Annotated in this window: 21 protein-coding genes and 1 pseudogene; 9 read left to right on the top strand and 13 right to left on the bottom strand. The window is 53.3% G+C overall.

Annotated elements, in window-relative coordinates; translation table 11 throughout:
• Positions 1-16 precede the first annotated feature (16 nt).
• The 4 genes from H6750_05715 to H6750_05700 all read right to left on the bottom strand — a co-directional run bounded on the left by H6750_05715 (position 17) and on the right by H6750_05700 (position 4,102).
• A complete protein-coding gene (locus H6750_05715; protein ID MCB9773806.1) occupies positions 17-1,081 on the bottom strand; it encodes a serine protease in 1,065 nt (354 codons plus the stop codon).
• A 154-nt stretch (positions 1,082-1,235) separates the two neighbouring features.
• Positions 1,236-1,802, bottom strand: a complete 567-nt coding sequence (locus H6750_05710; protein ID MCB9773805.1) for a mismatch-specific DNA-glycosylase — start codon at positions 1,800-1,802, stop codon at positions 1,236-1,238.
• Positions 1,803-1,992: 190 nt separating this feature from the next.
• Positions 1,993-2,643 (bottom strand): hypothetical protein, encoded by a 651-nt coding sequence (locus H6750_05705; GenBank protein ID MCB9773804.1) that lies wholly within the window; start codon positions 2,641-2,643, stop codon positions 1,993-1,995.
• Positions 2,644-2,857: 214 nt separating this feature from the next.
• Positions 2,858-4,102, bottom strand: a complete 1,245-nt coding sequence (locus tag H6750_05700; protein ID MCB9773803.1) for a TIGR03862 family flavoprotein — start codon at positions 4,100-4,102, stop codon at positions 2,858-2,860.
• Between the two features lie 264 nt (positions 4,103-4,366).
• Between H6750_05700 and H6750_05695 the strand changes: the two genes are divergently transcribed.
• Together H6750_05695 and H6750_05690 are read left to right on the top strand one after the other, a co-directional pair.
• Positions 4,367-4,534: a hypothetical protein gene (locus tag H6750_05695; GenBank protein MCB9773802.1), complete on the top strand. Its 168-nt coding sequence runs from the start codon at positions 4,367-4,369 to the stop codon at positions 4,532-4,534.
• A 100-nt stretch (positions 4,535-4,634) separates the two neighbouring features.
• Positions 4,635-5,030 (top strand): hypothetical protein, encoded by a 396-nt coding sequence (locus H6750_05690; GenBank protein ID MCB9773801.1) that lies wholly within the window; start codon positions 4,635-4,637, stop codon positions 5,028-5,030.
• On the opposite strand, the gene H6750_05685 is transcribed toward H6750_05690, so the two are convergent.
• Positions 4,988-5,887 carry a 50S ribosomal protein L11 methyltransferase gene (locus H6750_05685; protein MCB9773800.1) on the bottom strand — a complete coding sequence of 300 codons (900 nt, stop codon included), beginning with the start codon at positions 5,885-5,887 and terminating at the stop codon, positions 4,988-4,990. The genes H6750_05690 and H6750_05685 overlap by 43 nt on opposite strands.
• A 208-nt stretch (positions 5,888-6,095) precedes the next feature.
• On the opposite strand from H6750_05685, the gene H6750_05680 reads away from it, so the two are divergent.
• On the top strand, positions 6,096-7,973 hold the full coding sequence (locus H6750_05680) for a hypothetical protein (GenBank protein MCB9773799.1): 1,878 nt from the start codon (positions 6,096-6,098) through the stop codon (positions 7,971-7,973).
• A 64-nt stretch (positions 7,974-8,037) separates the two neighbouring features.
• On the opposite strand, the gene H6750_05675 is transcribed toward H6750_05680, so the two are convergent.
• The 7 genes from H6750_05675 to H6750_05645 all read right to left on the bottom strand — a co-directional run bounded on the left by H6750_05675 (position 8,038) and on the right by H6750_05645 (position 16,972).
• Positions 8,038-8,313 carry a cytoplasmic protein gene (locus H6750_05675; GenBank protein MCB9773798.1) on the bottom strand — a complete coding sequence of 92 codons (276 nt, stop codon included), beginning with the start codon at positions 8,311-8,313 and terminating at the stop codon, positions 8,038-8,040.
• A gap of 349 nt (positions 8,314-8,662) precedes the next feature.
• Positions 8,663-9,256, bottom strand: a complete 594-nt coding sequence (locus H6750_05670) for a DUF3365 domain-containing protein (protein MCB9773797.1) — start codon at positions 9,254-9,256, stop codon at positions 8,663-8,665.
• The gene (modA, locus tag H6750_05665; protein MCB9773796.1) at positions 9,253-10,077 is read right to left on the bottom strand and encodes a molybdate ABC transporter substrate-binding protein; all 825 of its coding nucleotides are present in this window, start codon (positions 10,075-10,077) and stop codon (positions 9,253-9,255) included. The genes H6750_05670 and modA overlap by 4 nt, the downstream gene beginning before the upstream one ends.
• Positions 10,078-10,731: 654 nt before the next feature.
• Positions 10,732-11,193, bottom strand: a complete 462-nt coding sequence (locus H6750_05660) for a hypothetical protein (GenBank protein MCB9773795.1) — start codon at positions 11,191-11,193, stop codon at positions 10,732-10,734.
• 323 nt (positions 11,194-11,516) lie between these two features.
• A complete protein-coding gene (locus H6750_05655; protein ID MCB9773794.1) occupies positions 11,517-11,873 on the bottom strand; it encodes a hypothetical protein in 357 nt (118 codons plus the stop codon).
• 21 nt (positions 11,874-11,894) lie between these two features.
• Positions 11,895-12,473: a hypothetical protein gene (locus tag H6750_05650; GenBank protein ID MCB9773793.1), complete on the bottom strand. Its 579-nt coding sequence runs from the start codon at positions 12,471-12,473 to the stop codon at positions 11,895-11,897.
• A 65-nt stretch (positions 12,474-12,538) separates the two neighbouring features.
• A complete protein-coding gene (locus tag H6750_05645) occupies positions 12,539-16,972 on the bottom strand; it encodes a DEAD/DEAH box helicase (GenBank protein MCB9773792.1) in 4,434 nt (1,477 codons plus the stop codon).
• A 642-nt stretch (positions 16,973-17,614) separates the two neighbouring features.
• Between H6750_05645 and H6750_05640 the strand changes: the two genes are divergently transcribed.
• Entirely contained in the window at positions 17,615-19,504 is a 1,890-nt protein-coding gene (locus tag H6750_05640; GenBank protein ID MCB9773791.1) for an acyltransferase, read from the top strand.
• On the opposite strand, the gene H6750_05635 is transcribed toward H6750_05640, so the two are convergent.
• A complete protein-coding gene (locus H6750_05635; protein ID MCB9773790.1) occupies positions 19,484-19,657 on the bottom strand; it encodes a DEAD/DEAH box helicase in 174 nt (57 codons plus the stop codon). The two genes, H6750_05640 and H6750_05635, sit on opposite strands and share 21 nt — an antisense overlap.
• A gap of 165 nt (positions 19,658-19,822) precedes the next feature.
• On the opposite strand from H6750_05635, the pseudogene H6750_05630 reads away from it, so the two are divergent.
• The 5 genes and pseudogenes from H6750_05630 to H6750_05610 all read left to right on the top strand — a co-directional run bounded on the left by H6750_05630 (position 19,823) and on the right by H6750_05610 (position 26,900).
• Positions 19,823-21,054 (top strand): annotated as a pseudogene (locus tag H6750_05630) (IS256 family transposase).
• Positions 21,055-21,548: 494 nt separating this feature from the next.
• Complete coding sequence (locus H6750_05625; GenBank protein ID MCB9773789.1) at positions 21,549-22,832, top strand: SGNH/GDSL hydrolase family protein; 1,284 nt, start codon at positions 21,549-21,551, stop codon at positions 22,830-22,832.
• Between the two features lie 417 nt (positions 22,833-23,249).
• A complete protein-coding gene (fdhD, locus tag H6750_05620) occupies positions 23,250-24,227 on the top strand; it encodes a formate dehydrogenase accessory sulfurtransferase FdhD (GenBank protein ID MCB9773788.1) in 978 nt (325 codons plus the stop codon).
• Positions 24,160-26,502, top strand: a complete 2,343-nt coding sequence (locus tag H6750_05615) for an FdhF/YdeP family oxidoreductase (protein ID MCB9773787.1) — start codon at positions 24,160-24,162, stop codon at positions 26,500-26,502. Before fdhD ends, H6750_05615 begins: the two co-directional genes overlap by 68 nt.
• A 125-nt stretch (positions 26,503-26,627) precedes the next feature.
• A complete protein-coding gene (locus tag H6750_05610; protein MCB9773786.1) occupies positions 26,628-26,900 on the top strand; it encodes a hypothetical protein in 273 nt (90 codons plus the stop codon).
• Positions 26,901-26,948: the final 48 nt, after the last annotated feature.

The following is a 26,948-nucleotide window of genomic DNA, read 5'->3' as shown; positions in this document are numbered from 1 at the left end:
CAATCCGAACGCCCTCTTAGGATCGACCCAACGTAACCGAGAGCAGCTCCTGAGAATCTCCACGCTGAACCCTGAGCTCGACAACCTGGCCGGGTTCCGTTCGCTCAATCAGATAATTTTTCAATTGTGCCGGTGTGGTAATCGGCACATCATTAATGGCCACCAACACATCGCCTTTTTGAAATCCCGCATGGCGTGAGGGACCGGTCGCTTTGGCCACGACCAGCGCCCAACGACTTCCCATCCTCAATGTCTGGAGCTGAATCCCCAGCACCGAAAACCCCGGAACCCTATCCGCTAAGACGGCTGTCACCACCCGTTGAACCAAGGGTCCAGGAAGCACAAAAGCCAATCGGGCACACCGTCGATCGTCATGTTGCGTTTCCGTTTGAATGATGGCATGCATGACCCCGACCAGTTGGCCATGTTGATTCAATAGCCCCCCGCCGGAATTGCCACTGCACACGGACATATCCACCTGCATTAATCGACTGTTCACCGTCGGCAAAAACGTATTGGGATTTCCAGTCGTGCCAAAGTTAATCGCCGGGCCCCAACCCAGTGGATACCCGACCGTAAAGACCCGGTCGCCATATGTCACATCCTCATCGGCAAAGGTGACATGCGCTTGTGGCCAATCCGATTCGGCACCCTGGAGTTGATACACAGCCACATCCAGGTAAGCATTGGCTCCCAGGCGAGTGGCCGGCAATTCAAAAAGGTCGTCCGTCACCACATGAATGGTGTCCGGGATGATGACTTTCCCTCCCTCGGTTCGCTCTACCGCATGCCGTGCCGTCACAATCACGCCCCGGCCAATATGGATGCCCGATCCGCGAATACTGACCGGGAGCCCATAATCATTTTCTGGAACCTCAAGTTGATCAGCCTGCAGTATCCCGACTGTCGCCACCTTGGCCTGTTCAATGGCCTGGGCAATCGACATGGCCGAAGACTCTCCCAACCCCGCGAACCAGCCAGGCCCTACAAAAAAAACGAGTCCAATGAGAATCGACCTTTTATCAGTCATCCGTACCCCCAGCGTTTCAGAATGGCCCGCATAGCGCGTCACCACACTCATTTTTCGAACCGACTCACTCTCTCACGGTTATTCAACAAGAGCACAGGTATGTGAGACTTTTCTTTGAGCACCTCAGCCATGAGATCCATGTATTCTTCTGTTCAGGATGGGAACGACTGGTTTGTGTGGGCAATTTGCCCGCCAGACCTTCGGCTCAGGCAGATTGGCTCCAATCCTTCAACTCACCGAACAAGGCTTTCATATGCTGATAAGAATAATGGGCATTTCTTCCACTCGGATTCGGCAACACACAGACAGGAGCACCCCCAAGGGCAAGAGATTGCAGGCCAACCTGAATAGGGTGATCAATCAACCGTTGGACAGCCAGAGTCGCCTCCTTCTTGGACCGGAGAAGCATACGAGCCATACTGACTCCTAACAAGGCCACGAGTCGAGGTTGATAGATCGTGATTTTTGTCACTAATGCCTGATGCCCTTCCAGAAAATCCCGTTTTTCCAAATCCTGAACACCGGCGGTCGGCCGGGCAATCAGATTGGTAAGTCCATATCCGAATTCGGGCAATTGCCAATCATTCTGATAGGTCATAGGAAAGGGAATCAGCTTGGCGTCAAACAACAATTTCCAAAACCGGTTGGATGGGCCGGCAAAATGGTGCCCGACCTCAGCAGAACGCAGACCCGGGTTAATTCCAACAAAGAGAATAGATAACCCGTGAACCAGATAATCGGGAAGACCTGCATGCGGATGACTTGTGGCCATGCGTCCTGAATCGTTGGATACATCCACGCACGTCACCCTATCTTGCTTATAGAGAGTCCGGAAGCTGGATTGCCTCTAACACGGCTGCGACAATGGACCGGAGAATAGGAGAAGATTGCGGAGAATAAAACGACAATGCTTGAAGAGTGATACCGTCCCAACCGGCCACGGACAAAAACGGAATTGTAATTTACTTGGAAGCCAGTTTCGTCTGAATTTCCGAAAATGTTTTCTCAGCCTCAGGGAGGAGATCATCCCGGTTCCCCGCCCTGGCAAGCTCGAGCGCCTTTTTCGCTAAATCAAAAGCCTCTTGATCCTCACCCCGCTCGGCACAGGAACGCGCGACCACCATGCGGGCATTAATGGATTGAGGATCCTGCTGAATTACGTGCCGCAGCATCGCTTCGCCTTTTTCAGAATCTCCTCCAAATAACCCGGGGACTTCGATGAGGATGGTCCCTTTAGAAGAAAGGGCATCCATATGATTAGGATTGAGCAAGAGCGTCTTGTCCAGAGCTTCCATCATCCGTCCATATTCAAACACCGAGAAAAGAACTTCTCCGTTGGCGCGCATGCGCTCGCCAATATTACAGAACAGCGCAAAATGCGCATCGGCTGACCCCTCGTCCAGCCCCACAGCCTTTTCAGCCAACTTCCGGCCCCGCTCAAAATGATCAACCCGAACCGTTTCCTCCTTCGCCCTTCTCCCCTCCTGGCACTCCTCCATCGCCTGTTTTGTCAGAACCTGAGAAGATTCTTCAGCCCAGACTCCGGGAATCACCAACCAGGAGAGCAGCAAAGTAGCAAATAAAATGTAAAGCATTCGATGAGTAACGGTCATCTTGTACAAGTCCTTTGTGCGTTACTCTGATGAACTCCAGGAAATGAAAGGGGATAGAGAAATAAAAAAATATTTTATACCAAAATAAATGCTCATGCCAACGCCTGGGCGTAGAATTTTTACCTTGTTTTTACCCAGGTGAGAGACATGCCCCATTTGGGTGGAACAACGAGAAAGAGTCTATGCCCATAGCACTCCAGTGAATTGGCGGTTGTCAGATTGTGACCAAAGTGAAGTTCCGCGTCGATTGCAGCCACCTTGCGGCCCCGACACCCGCAGCATAGCCACTGGCAAAACACGCAGTCAGAAGATAGCCACCGGTTGGGGCTTCCCAATCCAGCATCTCTCCCGCACAAAATACTCCCGGCAAGGCACGGATCATCAATCGCTGGTCCAAGGCTTCGAAGACCACTCCGCCCGCCGTGCTGATCGCTTCCTCCAACGGGCGGGGCGCGACGAGACGCACGGGCAGCGATTTGATGGCCGCCCCGAGCCGCACAGGGTCAGCAAAGTCTTGTTTGGACACACATTCCCTCAAAAGGCCGGCTTTTACCCCTGAAATACCAACCTGGCGCTGCAGGTGGCTGGCCATTGAGCGTGAACCACGCGGCCGTGATAAATCTGAAATGAGCCGCGACACATCACGGTCGGGCGCCAGATCCAATCGAAGAAGCGCCGTGCCGGTTTTCCCAATCTCGTCGCGCATCCATGCCGAGATCGCATAGATCACGCCTCCCTCAAGACCGGTCTCCGTCAGAACGAATTCGCCCTGTTGCCGGAACTCAACGCCCTCGGGAGTGATTCCCGCAACGGCAACCGGCTTCACGGGATGACCGGCATAGCGGCCGCGAAGGTGCGGACTCCAAGCCACATTAAACCCGCAATTCGCAGGTTTGAATGGTTCAATGGAAACACCTTGTTCGGCGAGCAACGGCACCCACGCTCCATCTGAGCCGAACCTGGACCAACTGCCACCACCCAACGCCAATACCACCGCATCAGCAGAAACGAGACGGTCCCCTTGGGGCGTGGCAAACCGGAGGGATCCGCTCTCGGTCCAACCAGCCCAGCGATGCCGCACGTGAATCGCCATACCCTGCTGGCGCAGCCGGCGCAGCCACGCGCGCAGAAGAGGTGCAGACTTGAGATCTGTGGGAAATACCCGGCCGGATGATCCGACAAACGTCTCAACACCCAGTTCATGTGCCCACTCGCGTAGCGCATCCGGGCCAAATCCGGCGAGCAAGGATTGGAACTGCCCCTGCCGGGCGCCATACCGTGCAAAAAATCTCTCTAATGGTTCAGAATGTGTCAGGTTGAGCCCACCCTTCCCCGCCAGCAGAAATTTTCGACCGACGGAGGCCATGGCGTCATACAAATCCACGCATGCGCCCTCGGCAATCGCCGCCTCAGCAGCCATCAGACCGGCCGGCCCCCCGCCAATCACCGCAATTTTCATGCTTCCCTGCTTCAACGTCATGGCAGACCGGCACCTAGATGGAAGTGAAAAGGCCTACTCCCGTGATTATTCTTAATTGGCGTCTCTGAGCGTGCATTTCGGATCCTAGGCCATAGTCCCCTCAGAGGAAATTCCCCGCACCAATGTTCTTCGTCAAAAATGTGAATTGCCCGAAGAGAACGGTTTTATTTAAGATACCTGTATCGCATGCATCAGCATCACATCTCCCCCTAGTAGACTTCACAAGACAGGAGGCCGGAATTCATGGAGCAGGAAGAAATTCGACAATTGTGGGCCGACGGTGAGGATTGGATCATCAAGCGCCAACACAATCAATACTTCCATCGTCCTGATGGAAAATACGGAGACTGGAAGCCAGGACTCCCTCCCGGCGTGGTAAAGCCGGACGTCGATACCCTCTTTGATGATTGAACGATGGGCTCTCCGTCATCATCAGAGCCGGAATCCCCATATCTCAAAAAATTTCTTTTCATCTGATCAATTATTTCAGAGAGAGTTCCCCACGACCCCTATGCGAATTTCCGGACGTATCATTGGTCTGCTCAAGGAATACATGCATGACCTGGTCGAGCAAGCCAAACAGGAGGAAGCCGCTCATGCCAGCTTCGGATTTGCTTCCCAACCCTATCGGGCTGACGAGGCAATCTCAGATCTCCTGGCTATTTTGGATGACCGCATTGAATCAGAAGGCGTCCAGGTTGGCCTTCCCATCGAGTTTCTTCATCAGATGTGGACATTGTGCAATAAGGCAACCACGCATATTTCGGAAACCGTCTGGTTGAGAAAAAATCTGGACCAGGGCACCGGGTCGAAAGCGGAAGTCCGGGAACTCACCTACCAGGCACTCATTGCATTCCTGGAGTCTCAGCCTGAAGATGACGAGTCGGGAGACGCGACTCCAAACTGAATAGCTAACCAGCCATCCCACTCCCTGACATGGCGTCGACACCATCCGTACCCTTCACACTGTCGGACAATCTCAGATTCATCTTCCTCCAGCAGCCCGGATACCACCAACTGCGTGTGCGGACCCCGCATCCTGGCAAATTGATCGATGACGTGAAGAATCGTTCTGCGATCCAGGTTGGCCAGAATGACATCAAATGATTGGGCCGGAAGCGTGGCCAGCGGGGCAGAGGAAAGTGTCAATGCTTCTTGAATATTGTTTACCACTGCGTATTCCCTGGCACAGTCGAGCGCCGTCGTATCCACATCAATTCCCAACGCACTGGCCGCTCCCAGGCGCAATGCCGCCATCGCAAGAATCCCACTCCCCGTTCCCACATCCAGCACCCGCATGCCTGGAACCCACGTGACCCCTTCCAACCATTCAAGAATCATTTGGGTGGTGGCATGATGACCGGTCCCGAACGCCTGCTTGGGATCGATAATCAATTCCACTCCATCCTCGGGCATCTCCATGGTGGCCCAACTCGGGCGAATGCCAATTCGACGGCCGATGCGTATGGGCTGAACAGACGCGGCCCATGTGGCATTCCAATCCTGAGGCTTTACCGGATGAAACCGGAGGGCCCCTTCCGGAAGAGTCACACCCAATACGCTGACCGCCGCCCTGACCCGCTGAAGAATCTCTGCTCCATTCTTACTCCAATACAGGACGGTGGATCCCTCCGCGTCCCATGCTCCAAGAAATTCCTGGCAATCGAGTATCCCCGCCAACTCAGCGGCATCCACGGAAATGGGAATGGTGATTTCAAAGACAACAGCATCCATAAGACCTATTCCATCGTTAGCAAGTTTCATAAAAGTCCGCGCCTCCTGCCACCCAGTCCTCAGCGGAAAGTCACAAAAAGTCCTCTTCATCAAATAGGCGCCGTCCAGGGATGGTGCAAGGGGCGTGTTGAGGGCTCTGTCCCATGAGAACGCGCCTGACCGTATGGTTCAACCGCCACATCACGAAATTCCACGTTATTGACGGGATTACCCGGAGCCGGTAATGTCCGCAGGCCCTATGAAACATACCACCACTGATAAACGAGAACAGGCGATTCTTCGCCTCATTCACCGCACCGAACGGATGCAGGCGAAAGGCACCATCGTCAGCCGGCAATTCAGCCGGTGGAGAATGGGAACATTCCTAGCGGGGGCCGCCATCACGATCGGCGTGTATCAACAAGCCTGGTTTCATACCGGCAATGGCCTCCTGCTCATCTTCTTCATTGGATTTCTCACTATATCCTGGTTTCACCAGCGATTGAAATCCCGGTTGCATCGATTACAGCTCTGGTTGGAAATCAAAAAAGACAGCCTGGCTCGACTCCGACTAGATTGGCCACACATCTCCGCCTACGAACACCGGGCTCCTGAGCGACATCCATTCGCCATAGACCTCGACCTCACGGGTCCGCATTCCTTACTGGCTTTGATCGACACCACCTTTTCCTCCATAGGTCAACACCGCCTCGCCAACTGGCTTTTTCAGTCCAATCTTCCCGAATCGGACGGGCTATCATGGACAACCAGGCAGACATTGGTCAGAGAACTCACTCCACTCTCCCGTTTGAGAGATCGCTGTCTTTTAGCCAACCGGCTCATTAGCTCCGATCGGCTGAATGGAAGCCGCATTATTTCCTTGCTCGAAGCACCCGTCTCCATCAGGCATTTGCCGCTGATTATCTACGCAGCATGTGCGCTGACGAGTCTCACCATCGTCCTGGGACTCTGGACGCTCCTCACGGGGGCTCCCAATTTTTGGCTGCTTCCCCTGACTCTCTATATCGGAACTTATTTTCTCCTCTCTGGATCGATCCACCCGCTTTTCGGCCGGGTGCTCGCCCTCCATGAAGAACTCGAAAAACTTGTCAGCGTGATTACCAAACTTGAACGATCAACCTTCCTCCATCAACCAACGATGCGACAGGTCTGCCAGTCCCTTTTGACTCAACAGAATCGTCCGACCCAAAGCCTGAAACAACTCAGCCGGATCTGTCAGGGACTCAGCGTCAAAGCCCACCCACTAGTCCATTTAGGCCTCAATGCCCTGGTTCCATGGGACCTGTGGTTTGTCGGAAAACTCAATCGCCTCATCTCGCGTCTTCGCACGACACTTCCTAACTGGCTGGATACCATTGGGACAGTGGATGCCGCCGGTGCCCTTGCGCGTTATGCCTATCTGAATCCCGATTACCTCTGGCCACAACTCGAAACCACCAATACCACCCCGGACACACAAGGACTGACGGCAGGCAGCCTCGGCCACCCGCTTATTGTCCGTGCCCATCGCGTTACCAATGATCTGGAGTTACGAGGGGAAGGCCATCTCCTTCTGGTGACCGGTTCCAACATGTCGGGAAAAAGCACTTTTCTGCGAACGGTGGGCATCAATTTGTGCCTGGCTCAGGCAGGTGGTCCGGTGTGCGCCAGCATATTTTCCTGGACTTGGTTGCGTCTCTATTGTTGCATACGAGTGACGGATGCCCTGGACGAAGGCTTGTCGTATTTTTATGCAGAGGTCAAACGTCTAAAAGTTATTCTGGAGGCAGTGGAAAGCACCAATCCTCACCCGGTCCTCTTTCTTATTGATGAAATCTATCGGGGCACCAATAACCGCGAACGGCTGGCCGGAAGCGAAGCCTTTGTGCAGGCCCTGCAGCAAAGCCGTGGACTGGGAATGATTTCAACCCATGATTTGGAACTCACAGGATTGGCCAGTGGAAACGGTCGGATCCGGAATGCCCACTTTCAGGAAACGGTTGAAGCAGGCACGTTGCATTTCGATTATCGACTGCGACCGGGCCCCTGCCCGACCACCAATGCCCTCCGGATCATGGCCCAGGAAGGGCTGCCTGTTCCACCCGGTCATGCCACAAATTCACAAGCCCAAACATAGATTTGGGATACTGGAATAATATTCAGAGGATTCCCCGGGGGGAAGAACAAGCCCCAACCGGAGTTTAAGGAGTGATGAGGCGAACTTCGCTTTGAGCCTGATCGGTTTTAGAACCGGTGGAAGTCCCGCAATGGGCACAGAGATACTCATAGAGACTGCCGGTAGGGAGGACTAAAAGAAGACGTTCACGGGCCGGCGTGGCGGTCTGACATTTTGGGCAAAACAGCAACGACGCTCGAAGGGATTCGAATTGCTTGGATGTGCCGGGAGCCGCCGGTGGACGAGCCCCACCCATCCGTGGCGTTGGCCGGGGACCCGTAGGAAATGGTGGTCTAGGCATAGGCAGATCTTAGCGAAGGGCCATAGTTCGGTCAAGATTTCAATGGAAAAGGAAGCAGTCTCAATTTCATGTGACAGACAATGACTGCTGTGAAGTGGTTTAGTTGAAATGGACACCTCGAAAAAAGCGCGAATCGCCAAAAGAGGTGAGTTATGGGGAGTCAGGAAAGGAAACAGTGTGCGGCCGACAACAGGGGCACCGGTGCCCTCGTCATCTTCCAGGGCTGCTCCGAAGCCGGGGCGGCCAGGAATTCTGTTTGACATTTACTGATTCAGAAATAAACTGATTTCGAAATGTTCCGCGCACATCGTCTTAAGATGTCCCTCTTTTGCCTAAGCAGCCTGGCTTCTTACTGACTTCTCAGTGGAAAGCTGATCAATAGTCCTCCAATGACGTCACCGATTTTAAAATCGGATTTGGGGCTGTTGGGATGGGAATTGTGGCATTGGACGCACACCGTAGACACAGCCACATCGGCATAGACCGCTTCGAACACCTGTCCCTCGCCGGCCCCGATGGTACTGGAATACGGTCTATTGGGATGCATTTGGACCTCCTTCAGAGCCATCCGCTCAAATTCATTGGCTGGAGCATTGCTCTTATTGATCGGCCACTGACTGATCAGGCGGTAGCGGACGTTTGGACTGGTCAGTTCAACCATCTCGCTTGTCTCCTGCAGAAGTTGCACCGGCAAGGGCAATGAATGTGTGGCCTGCCAGTTTTCCGAGGCATCGACAATGCGCTCTTTCTCGAGTCGGTTGACGATATGGATGGTATAAAAGTGCCGGTGAGCCATGATTACTGCACGTAAATAGTCGGCAACGGTTCTGGGAGGAATACCCACCGGCATGCCGGAATTCTTGTCGATGGCGAAGACGTTCGGGACACCCACCAGTACGATGGTTACAATAATAGCGGCCCAGGTCAAGGATTTGCTGGTCATGATATCCTCTCTTTTTTTTCGATGGGCATGAGCCCCACAGGTAGCGGGATAGAGTCGAATCCATGTAGAACCAAGAGCTTTTGGATGCGAGGCGTCATCAGGAAATCAGAAAACTGTTCTGCGGCAGAACGTAAGGAGTCTCGACAAGTCCACACGACTGCTTGCCCGAATGGGATCGGCACATACGCCCCTATTGGGTTTTCATCGCTGATACGTATATGTCCATTAGAGATCGAATCTACGCGAAAGACCAGCCCCACATCGGCCTTGCCCATGCGAATCAAATTCATGATGTCTTCGCTATGTGCCCCGTAGAGAATGTGAGGGCGGCTTTTATAGGTCGGATAGAATTTTGTCAGCACCCGGGCGGTGACACCTCCCAACGAGGACGTCTGGGGATCCCCAAGGGCAATGCGTGTGGACTGGTTAGACAGCGCATCATGAAAGGAAACAAACAGAGCCGGGGAGTTTGACGACATCACAAGAACAAGTGACGTCTGGGCGTAGATCCTTGGGCGTCCGTTGAGAGTCAGTCCTTTCTTGTACAGGTACTCAACTTCGGCAACCCCTGCCGCCAGGAACACATCGATCGGCGCGCCCTTTTCGATTTGTTGAAGAAGCGTTTTCGATGGCGTGTATACGACATTGACTGCCACGGCATATTCCCGCTCAAACAGGGGCAGAATATCGTTAAAAGCCGGTCTTAAGCTGGGAGGTGCTCCAACTGCCAAAGGTTCAGCCTGGACAGGGTCCCAGGTTCCGACCATGGCCGCCAGTCCAGCGATAGCGGCGATCAGTATCTTCAACGCCGGAAGGACCACTCTATACCTCCGCAAATCCGCTGAATCTGTGAACTATGCGCATTTGCTGGCACGCATGACATTGCAGAAAATTCAGCAAGTAACATATTTGTACAAATAACCATTGGGAAACACTAACAAAAGGCGTTCTTGAGCCGATGTGGCAGTCTGACACGTCCCAAAAGACAACGGCAACAACGCCCGAGGGGATTCAAATGGTTTGGAAGGGTTCTGAGGAGAGGGCGGACACCGACCGCTTATCCGTGATTTTAGCCATGAACCTGTGGAAAATGGCAAAATCGACATTCACAAATCTTAGAAAAGGGCTATAGTTCGGTCAAGATTACTTCGCAGCATGAGAACATTCCCAAGTTGGCTAACCCAACATTTCGAGCCACGACACTCAGGGACTGTTGAATATTTCTCATATTTGACTTTTCAGCAGCATATGATTGGCAGAAACCCGCATGGGGAAAATAGAGGAGTGTTCAAAAAGGCTCGTCCAGTCCTGTCCTGAGGCCTCTCGAAGGAAAGGCCGCCGCCGCTTGGACAAGCGGAACGTTCGGAGGAGTACTTGAGCACAGCCAAACGGCGAGAACGCCGCTGGCGGCATTTTTCAACACTCCCACACAGGTTTCACGCCGGCCCACTCCCGTTCCCTGTCCCTGGATCCGATCACTGTGGATCCGCTCCTCTCCGCTTAGCAATTTCTTGTGCGATAATAGCCTGCCAACCTTGATTAAATAAATCTCGCGTGGCCTGTATCGTGGGAATCGGAAGGGGCCCCGCTTCATGGGCCAACCGGAGTTGCTCAAAATTATCCATCATGAGAGTCAACTGCTTGGCCGCGAACTCATTCGCGGGATCACTCTGTGCCCGCAGTCGCAACGAGCGAAGCTCAACCAGATAGCTCTCATAAAAGACCTGATCCCACGAATAGTGAGCTTGCGATTCCCCAGCATGGGTTTCGAGTCTCGTTAAAAAAGCATCCATTTTTTTTTGAAGCGATGTGGCCGTCCGATCCATTTCCGGATCATAAGAAGAAATTAACGTGACGTGGCAACCAACCAGCCCCAATTGTAAACAAACCACAATCCAGAAAACCCATCGAGCAGCAAATGCGGAGGAAAATTTCATGATGTCAGATACCATTGAGAATGCACCTTTTTGTTGAGATTCCAGATGAGAATCGCCCGCAGGACAATTTTTTTTTGCGTGGCCCCTTTCAGATTCACGATTTTATCGGGACATGAAACAGCAGGACCTGCCTGTATTGTACCCACATGCGTCCAATTGTCTAGCCGCTTACGATGACAAAACCAACCTTCACTCAGCTGCAGCCAACCATCCTCCAGGATTATTGAGTTCGAAGCCACCGCAAATGCCAGACATGGTCCAGCCGGTGATTGAGATGCTCTCCATGGAGGCGAGGGGCTCCATTCCCATTCGCACTGACGACTCTATTCGAGCCGGATATTATCCACGTACAGGGAGAATTCTTCCGGTGGACGTATAGCAAAGAGCATCACATTCCTGATTGTGCCGAGATCCAATTCCCGTCCAAGCGGGGCATGACGAATGTCATCCAAGAGGATGTGAATATGGTTGAGGCCTGGCGTAATCGTGATAGCCCGATTAAACCGATCCGCATATTCGTGGTGATGGTGCGCATCATCAATTCGAATGGTCAGCGATTGCGCGACGGGCAATTCGGAATACACCTCAACGCGGAAATGCGAATACCCTCGCCAATCCGGATAGGGCTCCTCAAGGCGAAGACCCGGATAGTGTGCCGGAGAACACACCATGTGCCCCACGGTATCGACCCGTGACTTCTCCTAGCTTGAGGGTGGAGGAACAATCTGAATGGTACAGTCGTTCCCTTTAACAAACACCATTTCCCATGCGGAAGAAAACTGAACGAGCGAAGGAAATCTGGTAGCCCGGTCCCAATAGGCATACGTCCAGGCAACCACCGGACTCAGGGCTATCACCACGAGCAACCCGACTCCGGCATGAACCAGGTGTTTCCTGGGAGCCAACCGCCATGTGGCCACACGTCCCGTAAATCTCGCATCATACGTTACGGAAAATCCCAGTGCAGCCACAGCTCCTGAAACATCCCGATAAAGGTCCGCCCATTCCGCAAAACGACCCGAACTGAGCGATTGCACCCCTTCAGTCAATGCACCCAGCGTCACGGCCCCAATACAAGCCGTGCCATATTGTCTTCCCACAGACCAACCTCGGGGTTCACCAAGCTGCCGTACCAGATATAAGAGGAGGATGGCCACGGCACCAAATAATGGAAAATGACAAAAATCGTAAAAGGCTTTCAGGAGAATGGTATGTGAGGGAACCGGAATCCAAAGGAGGGCGATACAACCAACAAGGGCCAGTGCCAGACCAGGGACCATGAACCGGGATCCAATGGATCGCTGGTTAGATTTCCGGCCTGTCTGGTCTGTCACAGCACGCTCGATCAGGCCAGACTCACGACGGAGACGATGTCGGCGGACGGCACACCGTTGCGGAAAACAATCGGTTTGGATGTGTGAGCGGAGATCCGCTCACCCGGCAAAATGATGCCGACCAGATTTAACGGATCGGCGGCCAATAGACGAATCTCCTGCGCCCCGGCTTGAATATCACGGCGGACCGCCCGCAACGATTCCACCGCCTCCGGCAATGCGAACTGTTCCCCCGTAAACCCATTCACAAAACGGCCACCCCGCATCTCACCCCGCCATTCCAGCCTTCGATATTGCACCAACAGTTCACGCCAGGTTACCGGCAATGATTCCCGTTTAAGCAGATCCCGAAAGACCACGCCATAACGATGCGCCAATTGCCTGGCCCACTGCTCATGTGGATGAGGCCGAACTCCCGGCTCCTCATCATGTACCCCGGAATCACCCTGGAACAGATCCCAACGCCCGACGCTGTGCCCCGGCCGTCGCGCACGATCCCTGCCCTCGGCTCGCCGGCGTCGAGGATCAAGCAGGGCCCGCATGGGATCAAACCCGTCAGCGGTCACCAACCCGCTGGCCACCAGTTCCCACAAGGCCTGCTCCACTTCCGCAGACAGATGTCCTGTTCGACCGGTCAGATCCGTAAAAAAACATGCACCACGACGATCCAGGCAATCCCAAACGGCTTGTGCCACGCCACTCAAATGCAACCCCACTCCAAGCGGCCCTGCAGATGTTCCGGGTTTGGCCATACCCAGGATCCAACTCACATCCTGCCGGCGCAAAAAACTAATGGGCGCCAGCCTGGTCGGAGTCAGTGGCCGGAATGCCGGAACAGCCGCTCCAGCATCTAGGGCAAAAGGGCCTGTTCCCTGTCCTGGCCCCACCAGAGGTAAGAGGGTGCTCTTGCTATCCGGAGGGGTCAGACGTCCCCAGGCCACTTCCCCCCGCAGACACAAATGATCCAGCCATTCAGGTTTGTAGTGAGCCAGACGAGTTGTGAAGAGCCACGGCTCCCACGCCGAAGCCGGCGCTTCAAATCCTGCCAACTGGTGAATCACCTCACGGAGCCCGGCTTCTCCGTGTAATTGGGTTCCAGGCGCTCGATGCTGCCACCGGAAGAGAAACCGCATAAAATCCGATGCGGCAACCGGCTCGATTTCCCGGCGCAAAGACGTAACCGTCCGCCGATGAATACGAGCGAGAAGACTGCGGTCACACCATTCTTCTTCAACTGCATGGGTACCGATTCTCTTTTCTTCTTTCGTCAAAGAACCGCCCAATGAATCAATCCGCGAGGAAGGCCGAAAACGACCTCGAAGGACTTGACCTTCTCCTTCCAATTGCAGCAGAGCCTGCTGCACCAGTCGTGCAGGCATATGTAATCTCCGGGACAATTCATCAGCCGTCACCGGACCGACGTGCGGCATCCAGCCTTGCACGACATCACGTGCAGCAGATACCGGCGTAGACGACTCATCCTCCACAGATAGAGCACGTGAATCCTGTAGACCGGCCACCACCGTCGCCTCAGGGAACAAGGCCTGAAGACACGTCAAATGTTCTTTGGTGGTCCAACCCTCAACGGCTATCGTTTCCGGAAGTCCCTCAACCGCCACCCGCAACACCAGGAGACGGCCACACGACCGTAACGCCTCCCCAAACGCATGCCACGCCTCCCCCATTGCCGATGGCAACCATCCCAGAACCTGAAGCACGTCGAACAGTTCATCGGCATCACGAACCAACGGCCAGGCTTCTTCAACCACCCCCTCAATCGCGGCCGCATCCAATGTCCCGATGTTCCCGTCAAAGGCTGAAGGCGAGGTCCGCCGAAGATTCACGGCCCGCGCGCGTCGTTCTTCCAGAGGAGCATCATCCAGAAATGCATAGGGATTGGCATTTAAAATCTCATGGGCAAACAACGAAGGCACGGGTGATTCCACCACCCGCACCTGAATCTCCTGATTCTCGATTCGCTCAAGCACCCGGCGCAGACCCGCCAGATCCATGGCCTCCGTCAAACAATCCTTCAGCGTTTCCTGGACCAACTGATGATCCGGCACCGGAATATCTCCAACATGGTTATCGCCACAAGCCGCAGCCATCGGAAACGCCGCCGCTAATAAATCTTCTGCCCGCATGCGTTGAAGATGCACCGGCACACGTTTGCCGCGTTGAAACCGCAACAGAGCCAAGGCACGGGTCACATTCCATCGCCAGCGTGTGAGAAAGAGCGGAGTCGCCAGCGTGGCTTGGATGAGCACTTCCCGCACCGTGTTGGGATGCACAAATCCAAAAATGGCCTCCAGTGGAAAACTATGCTGCTCACCAAGCGACAGCACCAACCCGTCATCGGTAGCCGCGGCCTGCAGTTCAAAATCAAAATTCACACAAAATCGTTTGCGTAACGCCAGCCCCCATGCGCGGTTGAGCCTGCCACCAAACGGCGCATGCAGCACCAGTTGCATCCCCCCGGCTTCATCAAAGAACCGTTCCGCGATCACACAAGTCTGTGTCGGGACTCCTCCGAGAATCTGTGTACCCCCGGCTACATAGGCCAGCAATTGATCGGCACCCGCCGCACCAACCCCGCATTCTTCATGAAGCCAATGACGTGGGGGCTCATCTCCGGGAGCGGCACCCTGTTGAAGCAACTGAAAGATCCCCTCTCGCACGTCGGCCACGGCCTGAGATAGTTCCAGCGATCGGGACGGCGCTTCCCCTCGCCAGAAAGGAATGTTGGGCTGGGCGCCATGCGCATCTTCCACCCGGACTTTTCCCGTTTCAATTCCTCGAATACGCCAGGAGGTCGTACCCAACAGCATAATATCTCCAGCCAGACTCTCAATTGCGAAGTCTTCGTCTACCGTTCCCACCACGGTTCCATCCGGTTCCGCCACGACCTGATAGGTCGCCGTTTCAGGAATCGCTCCGCCGGAGGTCAACGCCGCCAACCGGCCTCCACGTTTCGGCCGAAGCCGGCCTTCATGACGGTCATAGCTTATCAACGCATACAGCCGTCTGCGCCCCGGCACAAATCCTTCGGCCACCAACTGCAACAAGGACTCAAAGCTCTCCCACGTTAATTCCCGATACGGATAGGCCGACCGGCACAATGCAAAAAGATCACGTGCCTCCCATTCCTGCGCCGAGACTTCCGCAATGATCTGTTGAATCAAAATATCCAGGGGGGCGAATGGAATCTCAATGGTTTCCAATTGCCCCTGCCGGATCGCCCGGACCACCGCCGCACATTCGACTAATTCATCCCGGGTCGTACAAAACAGTCGTCCCTTCGGAACCGCCCCCACCTGATGCCCTGCCCGCCCCACCCGCTGAAGACAGGTGGCAATCGCGCGAGGCGATCCGATCTGACACACCACATCAATACAACCGATATCGATCCCTAACTCGAGGGATGCGGTCGCCACCATCACCTTAATCCGACCCGTCTTTAACCGCTCTTCCGCATCCAGCCGGAGCTTGCGTGACAAACTGCCATGATGGGAGGCCACCTGGTTCTCGCCTAAACGTTCCTCCAAATGATGCGCCACCCGTTCTGCCATCCGGCGTGTATTGACAAACACCAGGGTCGAACGATGCGGCGCGGCGATGTCGGCAATCCGATCATAGATTTCCGACCAAATGGCATTCGTCGCAATCGCGCCCAATTCGTCCTTCGGGACTTCAACTTGCAAATCCAACTGCCGACGATGGCCGATATCCACAATGTGGCAATGAGAGGAGTCAAAGAGAGAAGGTTGCTGAGCTTTCGCGCGATGCACGGATTCACCCAATAGAAATTGTGCGACGGTTTCCAATGGTCGCTGCGTAGCGGACAGGCCGATGCGCACCAACCGCCGGGAGGTCACGGCATCCAACCGCTCAAGAGACAGCGTCAGATGTGCTCCACGTTTATTGGGGGCGAGGGCATGGATTTCATCAACAATCACCGTATGCACGCCGGTCAAGAGTTCGCGGCTCCGTTTGGCCGTCACCAGAAGAAACAACGACTCGGGCGTTGTTACCAGAATGTGAGGCGGATGCTTGAGCTGTTGCTGGCGTTGCGCAGGAGGCGTATCCCCGGTCCGGACCGCTACCCGAATCCTCGGTCCCAAAAACCCGGCAGACAGGGCCTGCTCGCTAATCTCCGCCAACGGCAGTTCCAAATTTTTGTGAATGTCATGACTCAGCGCCCGCAGCGGCGACACATAGATAACCTGCACGCCATCCTGCAGCTCCCCGCTAATTGCCTGACGTAGTAAATGATCAATGCAGATGAGAAAGGCTGCCAGCGTTTTACCGGAGCCGGTGGGTGCGGAAATCAACGCATGCTGTCCGGAATGTATGGCGGGCCAACTGGCTCGCTGCACCTCGGTCGGCTCACCCAACCGGGTCCTGAACCATTCCTGCACGACCGGATGAAACGATTGCAGCGGCATGGGATTAATCAGATTCTCAGGTTGCCGACGTCAAGAGTCAATGGACGTAAAACAGGCCTGCTCGGAAAAGCTAGAGACAGCGTCGGGCTTAGAGGTCAGGAAATTGTAGAAATGCGACCAAGTTTTTTGTAACTATACCAAAATTGCAACAGGTAACTTTCGCACCCACTTCACCAACGCTCAATCGAACAGACACATGTTAGCATCTAGCATACAACGTCGCGCAACGAAATACGTTGTCGGCCCGACTGACGCGTGTTACTCTTACCGCCAAAGAAGCATTGACCGCCACTTTCCGGTCTCCCCAGTATGTATGTATACTCTTTACCGGTGTTAACAAAACTGTTTTAAATTCGAGATTAAACATTTTAATGAATTCGGGTCGTTCGTCCTGCAAGGACTTTTTCTCCTGCCTTTTCAGGTTTTCCGAATACTTTGCCACGATATGCAACATGATGGTGGTGTAGTGTAGTGGCGTTTTCTCTAAGCTACGAGCTGTAACCTTACGTAGGCTCAAATCAATGACAACCCAATCCCTAATCAAACGTTACCAATCTCCATGTTTCTTCTCTTCAAATGAGTGGACCATCATCTCATCCCATCAGAAATGACATCCAGGGACTTCGCGCCCTGGCAATATCCATGGTACTCGTTTTTCACGCAGGCTTTCCTTTTTTAAAAGGGGGCTATATCGGTGTAGACGTGTTCTTTGTGATTTCTGGGTATCTCATCACACGCCTGCTTATTATTGAACAGGAAAAACACGGTTGTATTAAATTTCTTGCTTTCTACGCCCGGCGCATACGACGACTTCTTCCTGCGGCGACAGTAGCGCTGGCAGGTACGGCCTTAGTTAGTTTTTTTCTTTTTTCCCCCCTCGAGCAGAGTAATCTTATTCGGTCTTTTTTCGTCTCTATATTGTACGTCAGTAATCTCTGGTTTGCGTTCCAGGCAACGGATTATCTAGGGGAGGATACCAATGCTGACCCTTTTCTTCACACATGGTCGTTATCTGTGGAGGAACAATTTTACCTCATCTGGCCTTTTCTCATCTTATTGGCCACCCTCAAAAAGACTGGAAGCAACCAATCTTTCAAACTGACTATTTTAATCGGATCGGTGTTTGTCATTTCATTTTTTTCCAGTTTAATCATGGGAGGAATTTACCAGCCCTGGGCGTTTTTTGGGTCTCCATTTCGTGCCTGGGAATTTGCCACCGGGGCGCTCGGTTTTCTTCTTGTTCACAGAAAAATACACTTGCCTGAGCCAATACATACACTAGGGGTATCGGTTGGAATTGGGGCCATACTTCTCGCAGGCATTCTTTATGACAAGTCAACACCCTTTCCCGGACTTTATGCCTTGCTTCCCACAGCGGGAACACTGCTTGTTCTCATTGGAGATCATCAAAAAAACTGGTTCGTTGATCTATCCCAAATCCCCTGGATCCGGTGGTTAGGCGACATCTCATATTCTCTATACCTCTGGCATTGGCCTCTTATTGTGATTCCCCTGTCCTTAACCGGAGAGCTATCCTTAGGGGAAAGAATGGGGTTGGTAGCCGTGTCCCTCGCTTTGGGAAATTTTTCCTACAAATACATCGAAAACCCGATACGGTTTAATCAAAAGCTTGCACGTTCCACTTTTAAAGGGCTAGCACTCGGCGCCACGTTAACTATTTTTGGTATTAGCCTGACCTTTACGCTTAGAAGTTTTACAAAAGCAGAACTCAACACCCCTCTGCAAAAAGATATCCTTGCAGCACGATCACTCATCCCAACGGTTTACCAGGATGGGTGCCATGCCTCCTACGCTGAAATATTATTTTCAGAATGCAGTTATGGGGAACCCTCCTCCCCAAAAACCCTTGTCTTGTTTGGTGATTCACATGCCGCACAATGGTTTCCCGCTATTGAGGCATTTTCAAAACAGCATGGATATAGGCTGGTTTCCTTGACCAAGTCAGCCTGCCCTGCCGCGCACATTATTCCCTATAACACAGCGTATGGGCGATCCTATACAGAATGTGGAGCCTGGCAGGAACTTGTACTTGAACGGATTGCCAAAGAACGTCCGCTGTTGGTCATCTTGAGTAATTCAAGCAGTTATAGCGGCACTGGTGAAGATTCGAATTCTAACCCTGAATGGTGGATCCAGGGGATGAAAGAAACACTAGCCACAATTCAACGAACAGGGGCCCAAGTCGCGATTATACGAGACACCCCAAGTTTCTCCCAGGATATTCCAATTTGCCTTTCGCGGGCAGCCTGGACAGGAACTCCGTTATCAAACTGTGATGACCCAAAGATTCAAGTTCTCAACCAAACATTTTTCGCATTTGACCAAGAAGCAGCCAGTGACTTTCCAACAGTACACTTTATGGATTTTTCAAAAACTCTTTGTCCAGAAGACAAGTGCCCTGCACGAATAAATGGTCATACTGGCTATAGGGACCACCATCATCTTGCCATTCCTACCGTGCTTGACTTGGCCGAATCCATGCATGATGAGCTAAGAGATATTCTGCCTTAAAACATGGGTTTTCCCTGATCCGGTGGGTGCGGAAATCATCGCATGCTGTCCGGAATGTATGGCGGGCCAACTGGCTCGCTGCACCTCGGTCGGCTCACCCAACCGGGTCATGAACCATTCCTGCACGACCGGATGAAACGATTGCAGCGGCATAAGATACGTTACGCTCTCCTAATGTTGACACTAACTTCCAATTGGAAGAAATCCTCATTGTACTGGAGGTATCTTCAAAAGGTGTGTAAATAGGAGAGAGGCGGTGTATCCTCTCGGGTGACGAAACCCACCGGGAAAATCCGGTTAACAAAAGGAGGCACCGCCATGAAGAAGCAGAGCACAACGCAGACTGGTGAATCAAGCCCAACCTGGGAGACCTTAGAGGTCTGGATTCGGGGTCATGTCCAACAATTTCAACACGTCTTGGAAGAGGAAGTGACGGAGTTGCTTGGCCGACAGAAATCTGTCCGGCGTATCGGCCTCGATGGGTCCTCTGGGTACCGGAATGGGTATGGCCAACCACGGCGGTTAACCTTGGGCTGCGGCACGAGCATGGTGCGGCGTCCACGGGTCCGCGAGTGCGAGGAACGCTTGATCAGTCGTGTACTCCCCTTCTTCAAGCGAAAAAGCACTGCTGTAGATCATCTCTTGCCCGAGTTATATCTGCACGGGCTGGTTCAGGGTGACTGTGATCTGGCTCTTGGTGGATTGTTCGGCGCAGACGCGCCGCTCTCGAGTTCCACCATCGCCCGACTCAAGACACACTGGCAGGCAGAATTCGTGAACTGGCAAAGCCGGTCGCTGGAGGACCTGGAGGTCGTCTATCTCTGGGTAGACGGCCTCTATGTGAAAGCGGGGTTAGAGCAAGACAAGGCCGCCCTCCTCGTGGTGGTGGCGGCGTTGAGCAATGGGCCAAAAGTCATCCTTGCTGTCGTGCCAGGCCACCGAGAATCCACCGCCAGCTGGAGTGCCGTGTTACGGGATCTGAAAGCTCGTGGGTTACGTACCCCCCGGTTGGTAATTGGCGATGGCCATCTGGGGATTTGGGCGGGCCTGCGCAATGGCTATCCGGATGTCGAGGAACAGCGCTGTTGGAATCACAAGAGCCTGAATGTGCTCGACAAACTTCCCAAGCGCGCACAACCGGAAGCCAAGGTTCTCCTCTGGCAGATTCCCTATGCGCCAACGTGCCGAGAGGCAGAACGGCGAAAAGAGCAGTTTGTGCGGTGGTGTGAACCACAGGGCACAGGGAAGCCGCCACCGGTCTGGAGCGGGATTGGGCCCGGCTTACGACCTTTTATCAATTTCCACAGCCGCATGGGCAACATCTGCGCACGACGAATCCAGTGGAGTCGCCGGTTGCCGCCGTCCGCTTACGCACGGATGCGGCCAAACGGTACAAGACAGTGGCCAATGCCACCGCCGTGATTTGGAAACTGCTCATGGTCGCGGAACAGAGCTTTCGTCGAGTGAAACATCCGGAGTTGATGGCCGAAGTCTATCGCGGAGTGGAATTTGTGGATGGAAAACAATCGAAAACTGAGGTAGCCGCCTAACTCTGTTTACACACTATTTGACGGAACCTCTTGTACTGACTCGTTTCCATTAAGGACAAACATATACCGGGACGACGATGTTTACCTTGGTACAGTGCAAAGGTCCATCTCCAGATGGGAATGCCCCAAGCAGAGCTGACAAGTTTCCAGCAAATAGAAATTCTCGGGCTTCTGAGCCGTGTGAGCCACTTATTGCCCGGGAGGCGAAACCATCAGCCGTCAGATATGGCGTATGGATCTAAAACCGACTCCTTCCCGATTGAACGGAACCGTTTCGAAGACGACAACCTAATGACATCTTCAAACGTGCTTCATCCTCCCCCCAAAAGCCTGAAAGTCCTTCAATCGCCCAGGTTCCGGCTTGCCCTTCAGGTTTAGTCATGACCAGGCGTAACACTCGCCGAGGATATGGGTGGATGCACTTTTTCTCATGGTCTTTTGAGAAATACCCTTTATAATAAGGTAGATGGAAGTCCCGATACATCAATGATTCAATGATCAAACAAAAGTCTGTATTGCTATACATCCTTTTGGCGGGTTTGGTGTATGGCAGCATGGAAGGCATTTCCTACCTCGGCTTACTGCTCCTCCAAGGCAAGGGAGTGAGCTATCACCCCCTGGCTTCCCGGCTCTCTCAGACACAAAAGCAACTTATTCAACAACGCCTTGAGGACAAAGTCCCCCTCAGTGGGCACCACCCTATTTTGGGCTGGGCACCCAAACCGCATTCTCACTCGAAGGACGTCAGAATTAACTCTCAAGGCATTAGAGCAGATCACGATTTTGCTCATTTTATTCATTCGGAAGTCGTACGAGCATCGGCATTCGGTGACTCATTCACCTTTGGAGAGGAAGTTGCGAACGAGGATACATGGGAGCATCAATTAGAAGAGCAGGATGCTCGCATGGAGGTCCTGAATTTCGGCGTCGGTGCGTATGGGTTGGATCAGGCGTATATGCGGTATATGCAGGACGGAATCTCGTTTCATTCTGATATCGTCTTCATTGGGTTTATGTCTGAAAACATCTATCGAAATTTGAATGTGTTTCGTCCGTTCTACCATTCTTCCTATGCGACGAATTTCTATACTAAACCACGCTTCCTCCTTGCGAACGATAGCCTTGTACTCCTCGACAACCCTTTAAAAACCACCAGCGATTATTGGCGTCTTCTCAGAAACGATGAGGTGGTGCTCCGAGAAATCGGGAATCATGATTATTTTTATCAAATAAAATATACGGCGGGACCAATGGATCTTCTGCCTTCCATGCGTCTCCTGAAGATTGCTACTCGAAGTGTGAAGGAAAGGCTCAATCCGGTGGTGACACCTGAAGGGTCTTATGCCGTGCATTCAGAAGGCTTCCTCCTCACCACCAGATTGCTTGAGGAGTTCTATTGTGCCGCACTCCGGCATGAATCCTTACCTGTCATTGTCATCTTTCCAGACCTTGGCGATTTCAGAAGGCACCACAGCCACCAGGCGAAACGGTATGAACCACTGTTGGAGCAATTACACATAAAAGGATTTCGTATTCTAGACATATTAGATGCATTGGTTGCCTTTAACTCTGCGCTACCCACAGATCAACTCACGGTTGGAAAGTGGGGACACTTCTCCCGCCTCGGCAATTCAATTGTCGCCACGTCCATTAGAAATTATTTGAACAATGAGGAAATGGTGAAAAGAAATCACGTCAAGGCTCTCGTTCGCGCAGACTGCACCACAAACCATTGCTGTCCGAACTCCGCTCCCCGAAAATTCACCACAGCCGATTGACCAGATTCTGAAAAATCTACCAGTCTCATCATGATAGGTCCACCAAAAACGGATTCATGTTTTGCAGATATGACCTTCAATTTTCATTTCCCCCCTGTTGAGCCTTCACTCGCGTATCAGAAAATATGACATCCAATGATAGGAGGGATAAGGCACCGGAACAATCTTGCCATTCAAGGCATGAAGCTGAGGTGAGGGACGATCAAGGACAGAATGCTTCTCCTAGCATGGCGAAAAGCTTCGCTGCTCTCATGGACACAAAGCCGATGTTAAATCCTTGCCTACAATGCTACACGTCAGGCCTTCTTCGACCGGGAAAGAATTCCGCCGTGCATAGGAGAAGGAAGGGAGCTATAATAGAGATATATCATTGAGACCAGCGAGGTTTGGCCAATAAACGATAAAGAGGTTTGGGGCATGGCAACCAAACTCTATTCGACTCAGCACACGCTCTTTTCCCCCGATTCCGCCTGCCCATTTGCGCACACCAGACCAGATCAGTTGGCGATCGAAGAACCACTTGAAATTCGACTGGAGTATTGGGCCAACGGCCAGCCCCAACGGAAAAGTGTTTCGATCACCATGCGGACTCCCGGACAGGATATGGAACTGGCCGCGGGATTTCTGTTTACCGAAGGGATTGTCGCCGGATGGGACGATATCAAACAGATTCGCCCCTGTGGACCAATCGTGGAGGGGCACAATTTTCACAATATTGTGCGAGTGAAGCTGCATTCTCACGTGTCGGTGACAACCGCCACGATGGACCGGAATTTTTATACCACCTCCAGTTGCGGGATCTGCGGCAAAACTTCCATCGAGGCTCTCAAAATCAACAATCCATTTGGCCGAACCATTAAACATCTCTCCTCCCCTTCCGTCACCCTGGACATGTTATTCGGTCTGACGGAACGCATGGCCGCCGAGCAACAACTCTTTCAGAAAACCGGAGGATGTCATGCCTCAGGACTGTTCGATGAGAAAGGCACTCTGCTCTGTGTGCGGGAAGATGTCGGACGGCACAATGCGTTGGATAAAGTCCTGGGGTGGGCCCTGATCAATAATCAGCTTCCCCTGCATCACCATGTGGTGCTGGTCAGCGGTCGGGCCAGCTTCGAACTCATGCAGAAATCCTCCATGGGCGGCATCCCGTTTGTTGCCGCCGTGGGCGCACCCTCCACACTCGCGGTGCAGATGGCAGAAGAATTCAACATGACCCTGGTGGGGTTTTTAGACCATCAACGCATGACGGTCTATCACGACTCCGGACGAATTCAAGCTCACCAGGCTCAAAAACTAGAGGAGACAGGTGGACGAACAACGCGACATACCGGAAGCCCCTTCAATCCCGACGTGGGAAATCCCGATCGAAGATTCTCACGACCTTCAACTTGACGCGCCCTCCAGGAGCGCCGGTGGCATTCCCGCCATTCTCACGTCCCTCAAACACACCACGCACGAACCCGGCATTCTGCGAGGTGGCCAGGCCCTTCTCACGGTCAATCAAAAGCAAGGGTTTGATTGCCCAGGGTGTGGCTGGCCTGATCCCGATGGCACGCGGGCTATCACTGAGTTTTGTGAAAACGGCGTCAAAGCTGTCGCCCATGAAGCCACCACCAACGTCATCACGAAAGAATTTTTCCAACGATTTTCTCTGGAGCAACTGGGCAGACAATCGGATTACTGGCTCGGACAGCAAGGACGCCTCATCCGTCCGATGATCAAGCGGAGCGAGGATACGCATTATCATCCCGTCTCCTGGGCCACGGCATTTGACACCATCGCCGGGCACCTCAATGACCTCGACGATCCCAACGAAGCCATCTTCTACACATCCGGGCGCACCAGCAACGAAGCCGCCTTCCTCTATCAACTTTTCGCGCGGCTTTATGGCACCAACAACCTGCCCGATTCCTCCAACATGTGCCACGAGTCCAGCAGCGTGGCGTTAAAAGAAGTCATCGGCATCGGCAAAGCCACTGTCACGCTCGACGATTTCGACAAGGCCGACGCCATCTTCATCCTGGGACAAAATCCGGGCACCAACCATCCGCGTATGCTCGCCACTCTTCAGCAGGCCGCCCGGCGAGGATGTCAGATTGTCAGCATCAATCCACTTCCCGAAGCCGGGACCACCCGGTTCATTCATCCCCAGGAAGTCACCCGCTGGCTGGGTAAGGGAACGCCAATCGCCACGTTGTTTCTCCCAATCAAAATCAACGGCGACGTCGCCCTGCTCAAGGGCATCATGAAGGAACTGCTCATGCGGGAGGAAAAGAATCCGGGCACCATTCTCGACCTGCCGTTCATACAGGAATACACCGAAGGATTCGACAACTTCGCCACCATCACACGGAACATACCCTGGGAAAAAATTGAGGAAGGCAGCGGGATTCCACGCGAAGACATTCAAAAGGCTGCGGATATCGCTGAACAAGCCAGGAGTATTATCTGTACCTGGGCCATGGGCATGACCCAACATAAAAACGCGGTCGCCAACATGCAGGAAATTATCAACTTCCTCCTGTTGCGCGGCAACATCGGAAAACCAGGCGCTGGCCCCTGCCCCGTCCGTGGGCATAGCAATGTGCAGGGGGATCGCACCATGGGCATCACCGAAAACCCCACTCCGGAATTTTTGGATCGACTCGAAAAGGTCTGCCATTTTCAGCCCCCCACCAAAAGAGGTCACGACGCGGTGCGAGCCATCAAGGCCATGCATGCAGGAAAGGCCAAGGTCTTCATCGCCCTCGGCGGCAATTTTCTCTCGGCCACGCCGGATACAGCCTATACCGCGCAGGCGCTTTCCCGCTGCCGGCTCACCGTCCACATCTCCACCAAACTCAACCGGGCCCATCTAGTCACCGGAACCGAGGCCCTGATCCTGCCCGCGCTTGGACGCACCGACAAGGATCTTCAAGATGATATCCCTCAATATGTCACCACGGAAAACACCATGGGGGTGGTCCAGACCTCACAGGGACGACTCGAGCCGGTATCCGAGTTGCTCAAAAGTGAAGTCGATATTATCGCCAGCCTCGCAAAGGCCACCTTCGCAAATAAAGAAGGGCCGGGGAACCACATCAACTGGGACCTGCTTATTCACGATTACGACGAGATTCGTCATCTCATCAGCCAGGTCGTCCCCGGGCACGATAACTACACAGCACGCGTCAACAAACCGGGCGGCTTCTATCTCGCCAATCCGATCCGGGATGCCCGGCAATTTCCCACTCCGTCGGGAAAAGCACGGTTCACCGTCCACCCGATTCCGGACATTCGCCTGGCACCGGATCAATTGCTCATGATGACCATTCGCAGTCACGACCAATACAACACCACCATCTATGGATTGGATGATCGGTACCGGGGCATCAAATCCGGACGACGGGTGGTGTTCATGAATGAGCGTGATATGGAAGAGCGTCACTTAGCGAAAGGAGACCTGGTGGACATCATCAGCCACCACAAAGGCCGGACGCGAACGGCACCACAATTTGTCGTGGTTCCCTACCCTATTCCCCGCACCTGCACGGCGACCTATTTCCCGGAAGCCAACGTGCTCATCCCCATCGACAGCGTGGCAGACAAAAGCAACACGCCGACATCCAAATCCATCGTCGTCACCATCCACCCCACCACTCATACTGGTCAGGCTCCCAATGAATAGTCGGGATTTATTTCTTCTTATCCTTCCCTTACCGCCACCATGAAAACAACAGCCTCTCCCCTCCAGGAGCTTCCCTCTTGGATAAAGAAAAAATTCTCTGCAAACATGAAAAGAAAACTAGCCCAATGGGTCCACGTTTGTTTTATACTGGCGCAATGGCTCTGACTCCCCATCTTTCATTTTCCGATTCCCTCAAGCGTGATCGACGCACCGCTTTCTATGAACGCCACAAAGGGATCGCACTTGCCATGATCCTGATCGTGTTTTTGTTGCCCTTGGCTGGAGTGTTGGTGAAAGGATTGTCCGGGGCCGTGACAGGCGTGGTGGTATCGGTATTGGCCTTTTACCTCGCCCCCTATGCCTTACTCAAGCTTGGGGGATGGATTGCGGGCTCCTAAAGGTTTGGAAGGAACGTCGAGAGATGGATACCCGATAGGCACTGCCGG

Source organism: Nitrospiraceae bacterium, assembly GCA_020632595.1.
Taxonomy (GTDB): Bacteria; Nitrospirota; Nitrospiria; order Nitrospirales; family UBA8639; genus Nitrospira_E.
This window is presented reverse-complemented; position numbering and strand designations above follow the sequence as displayed.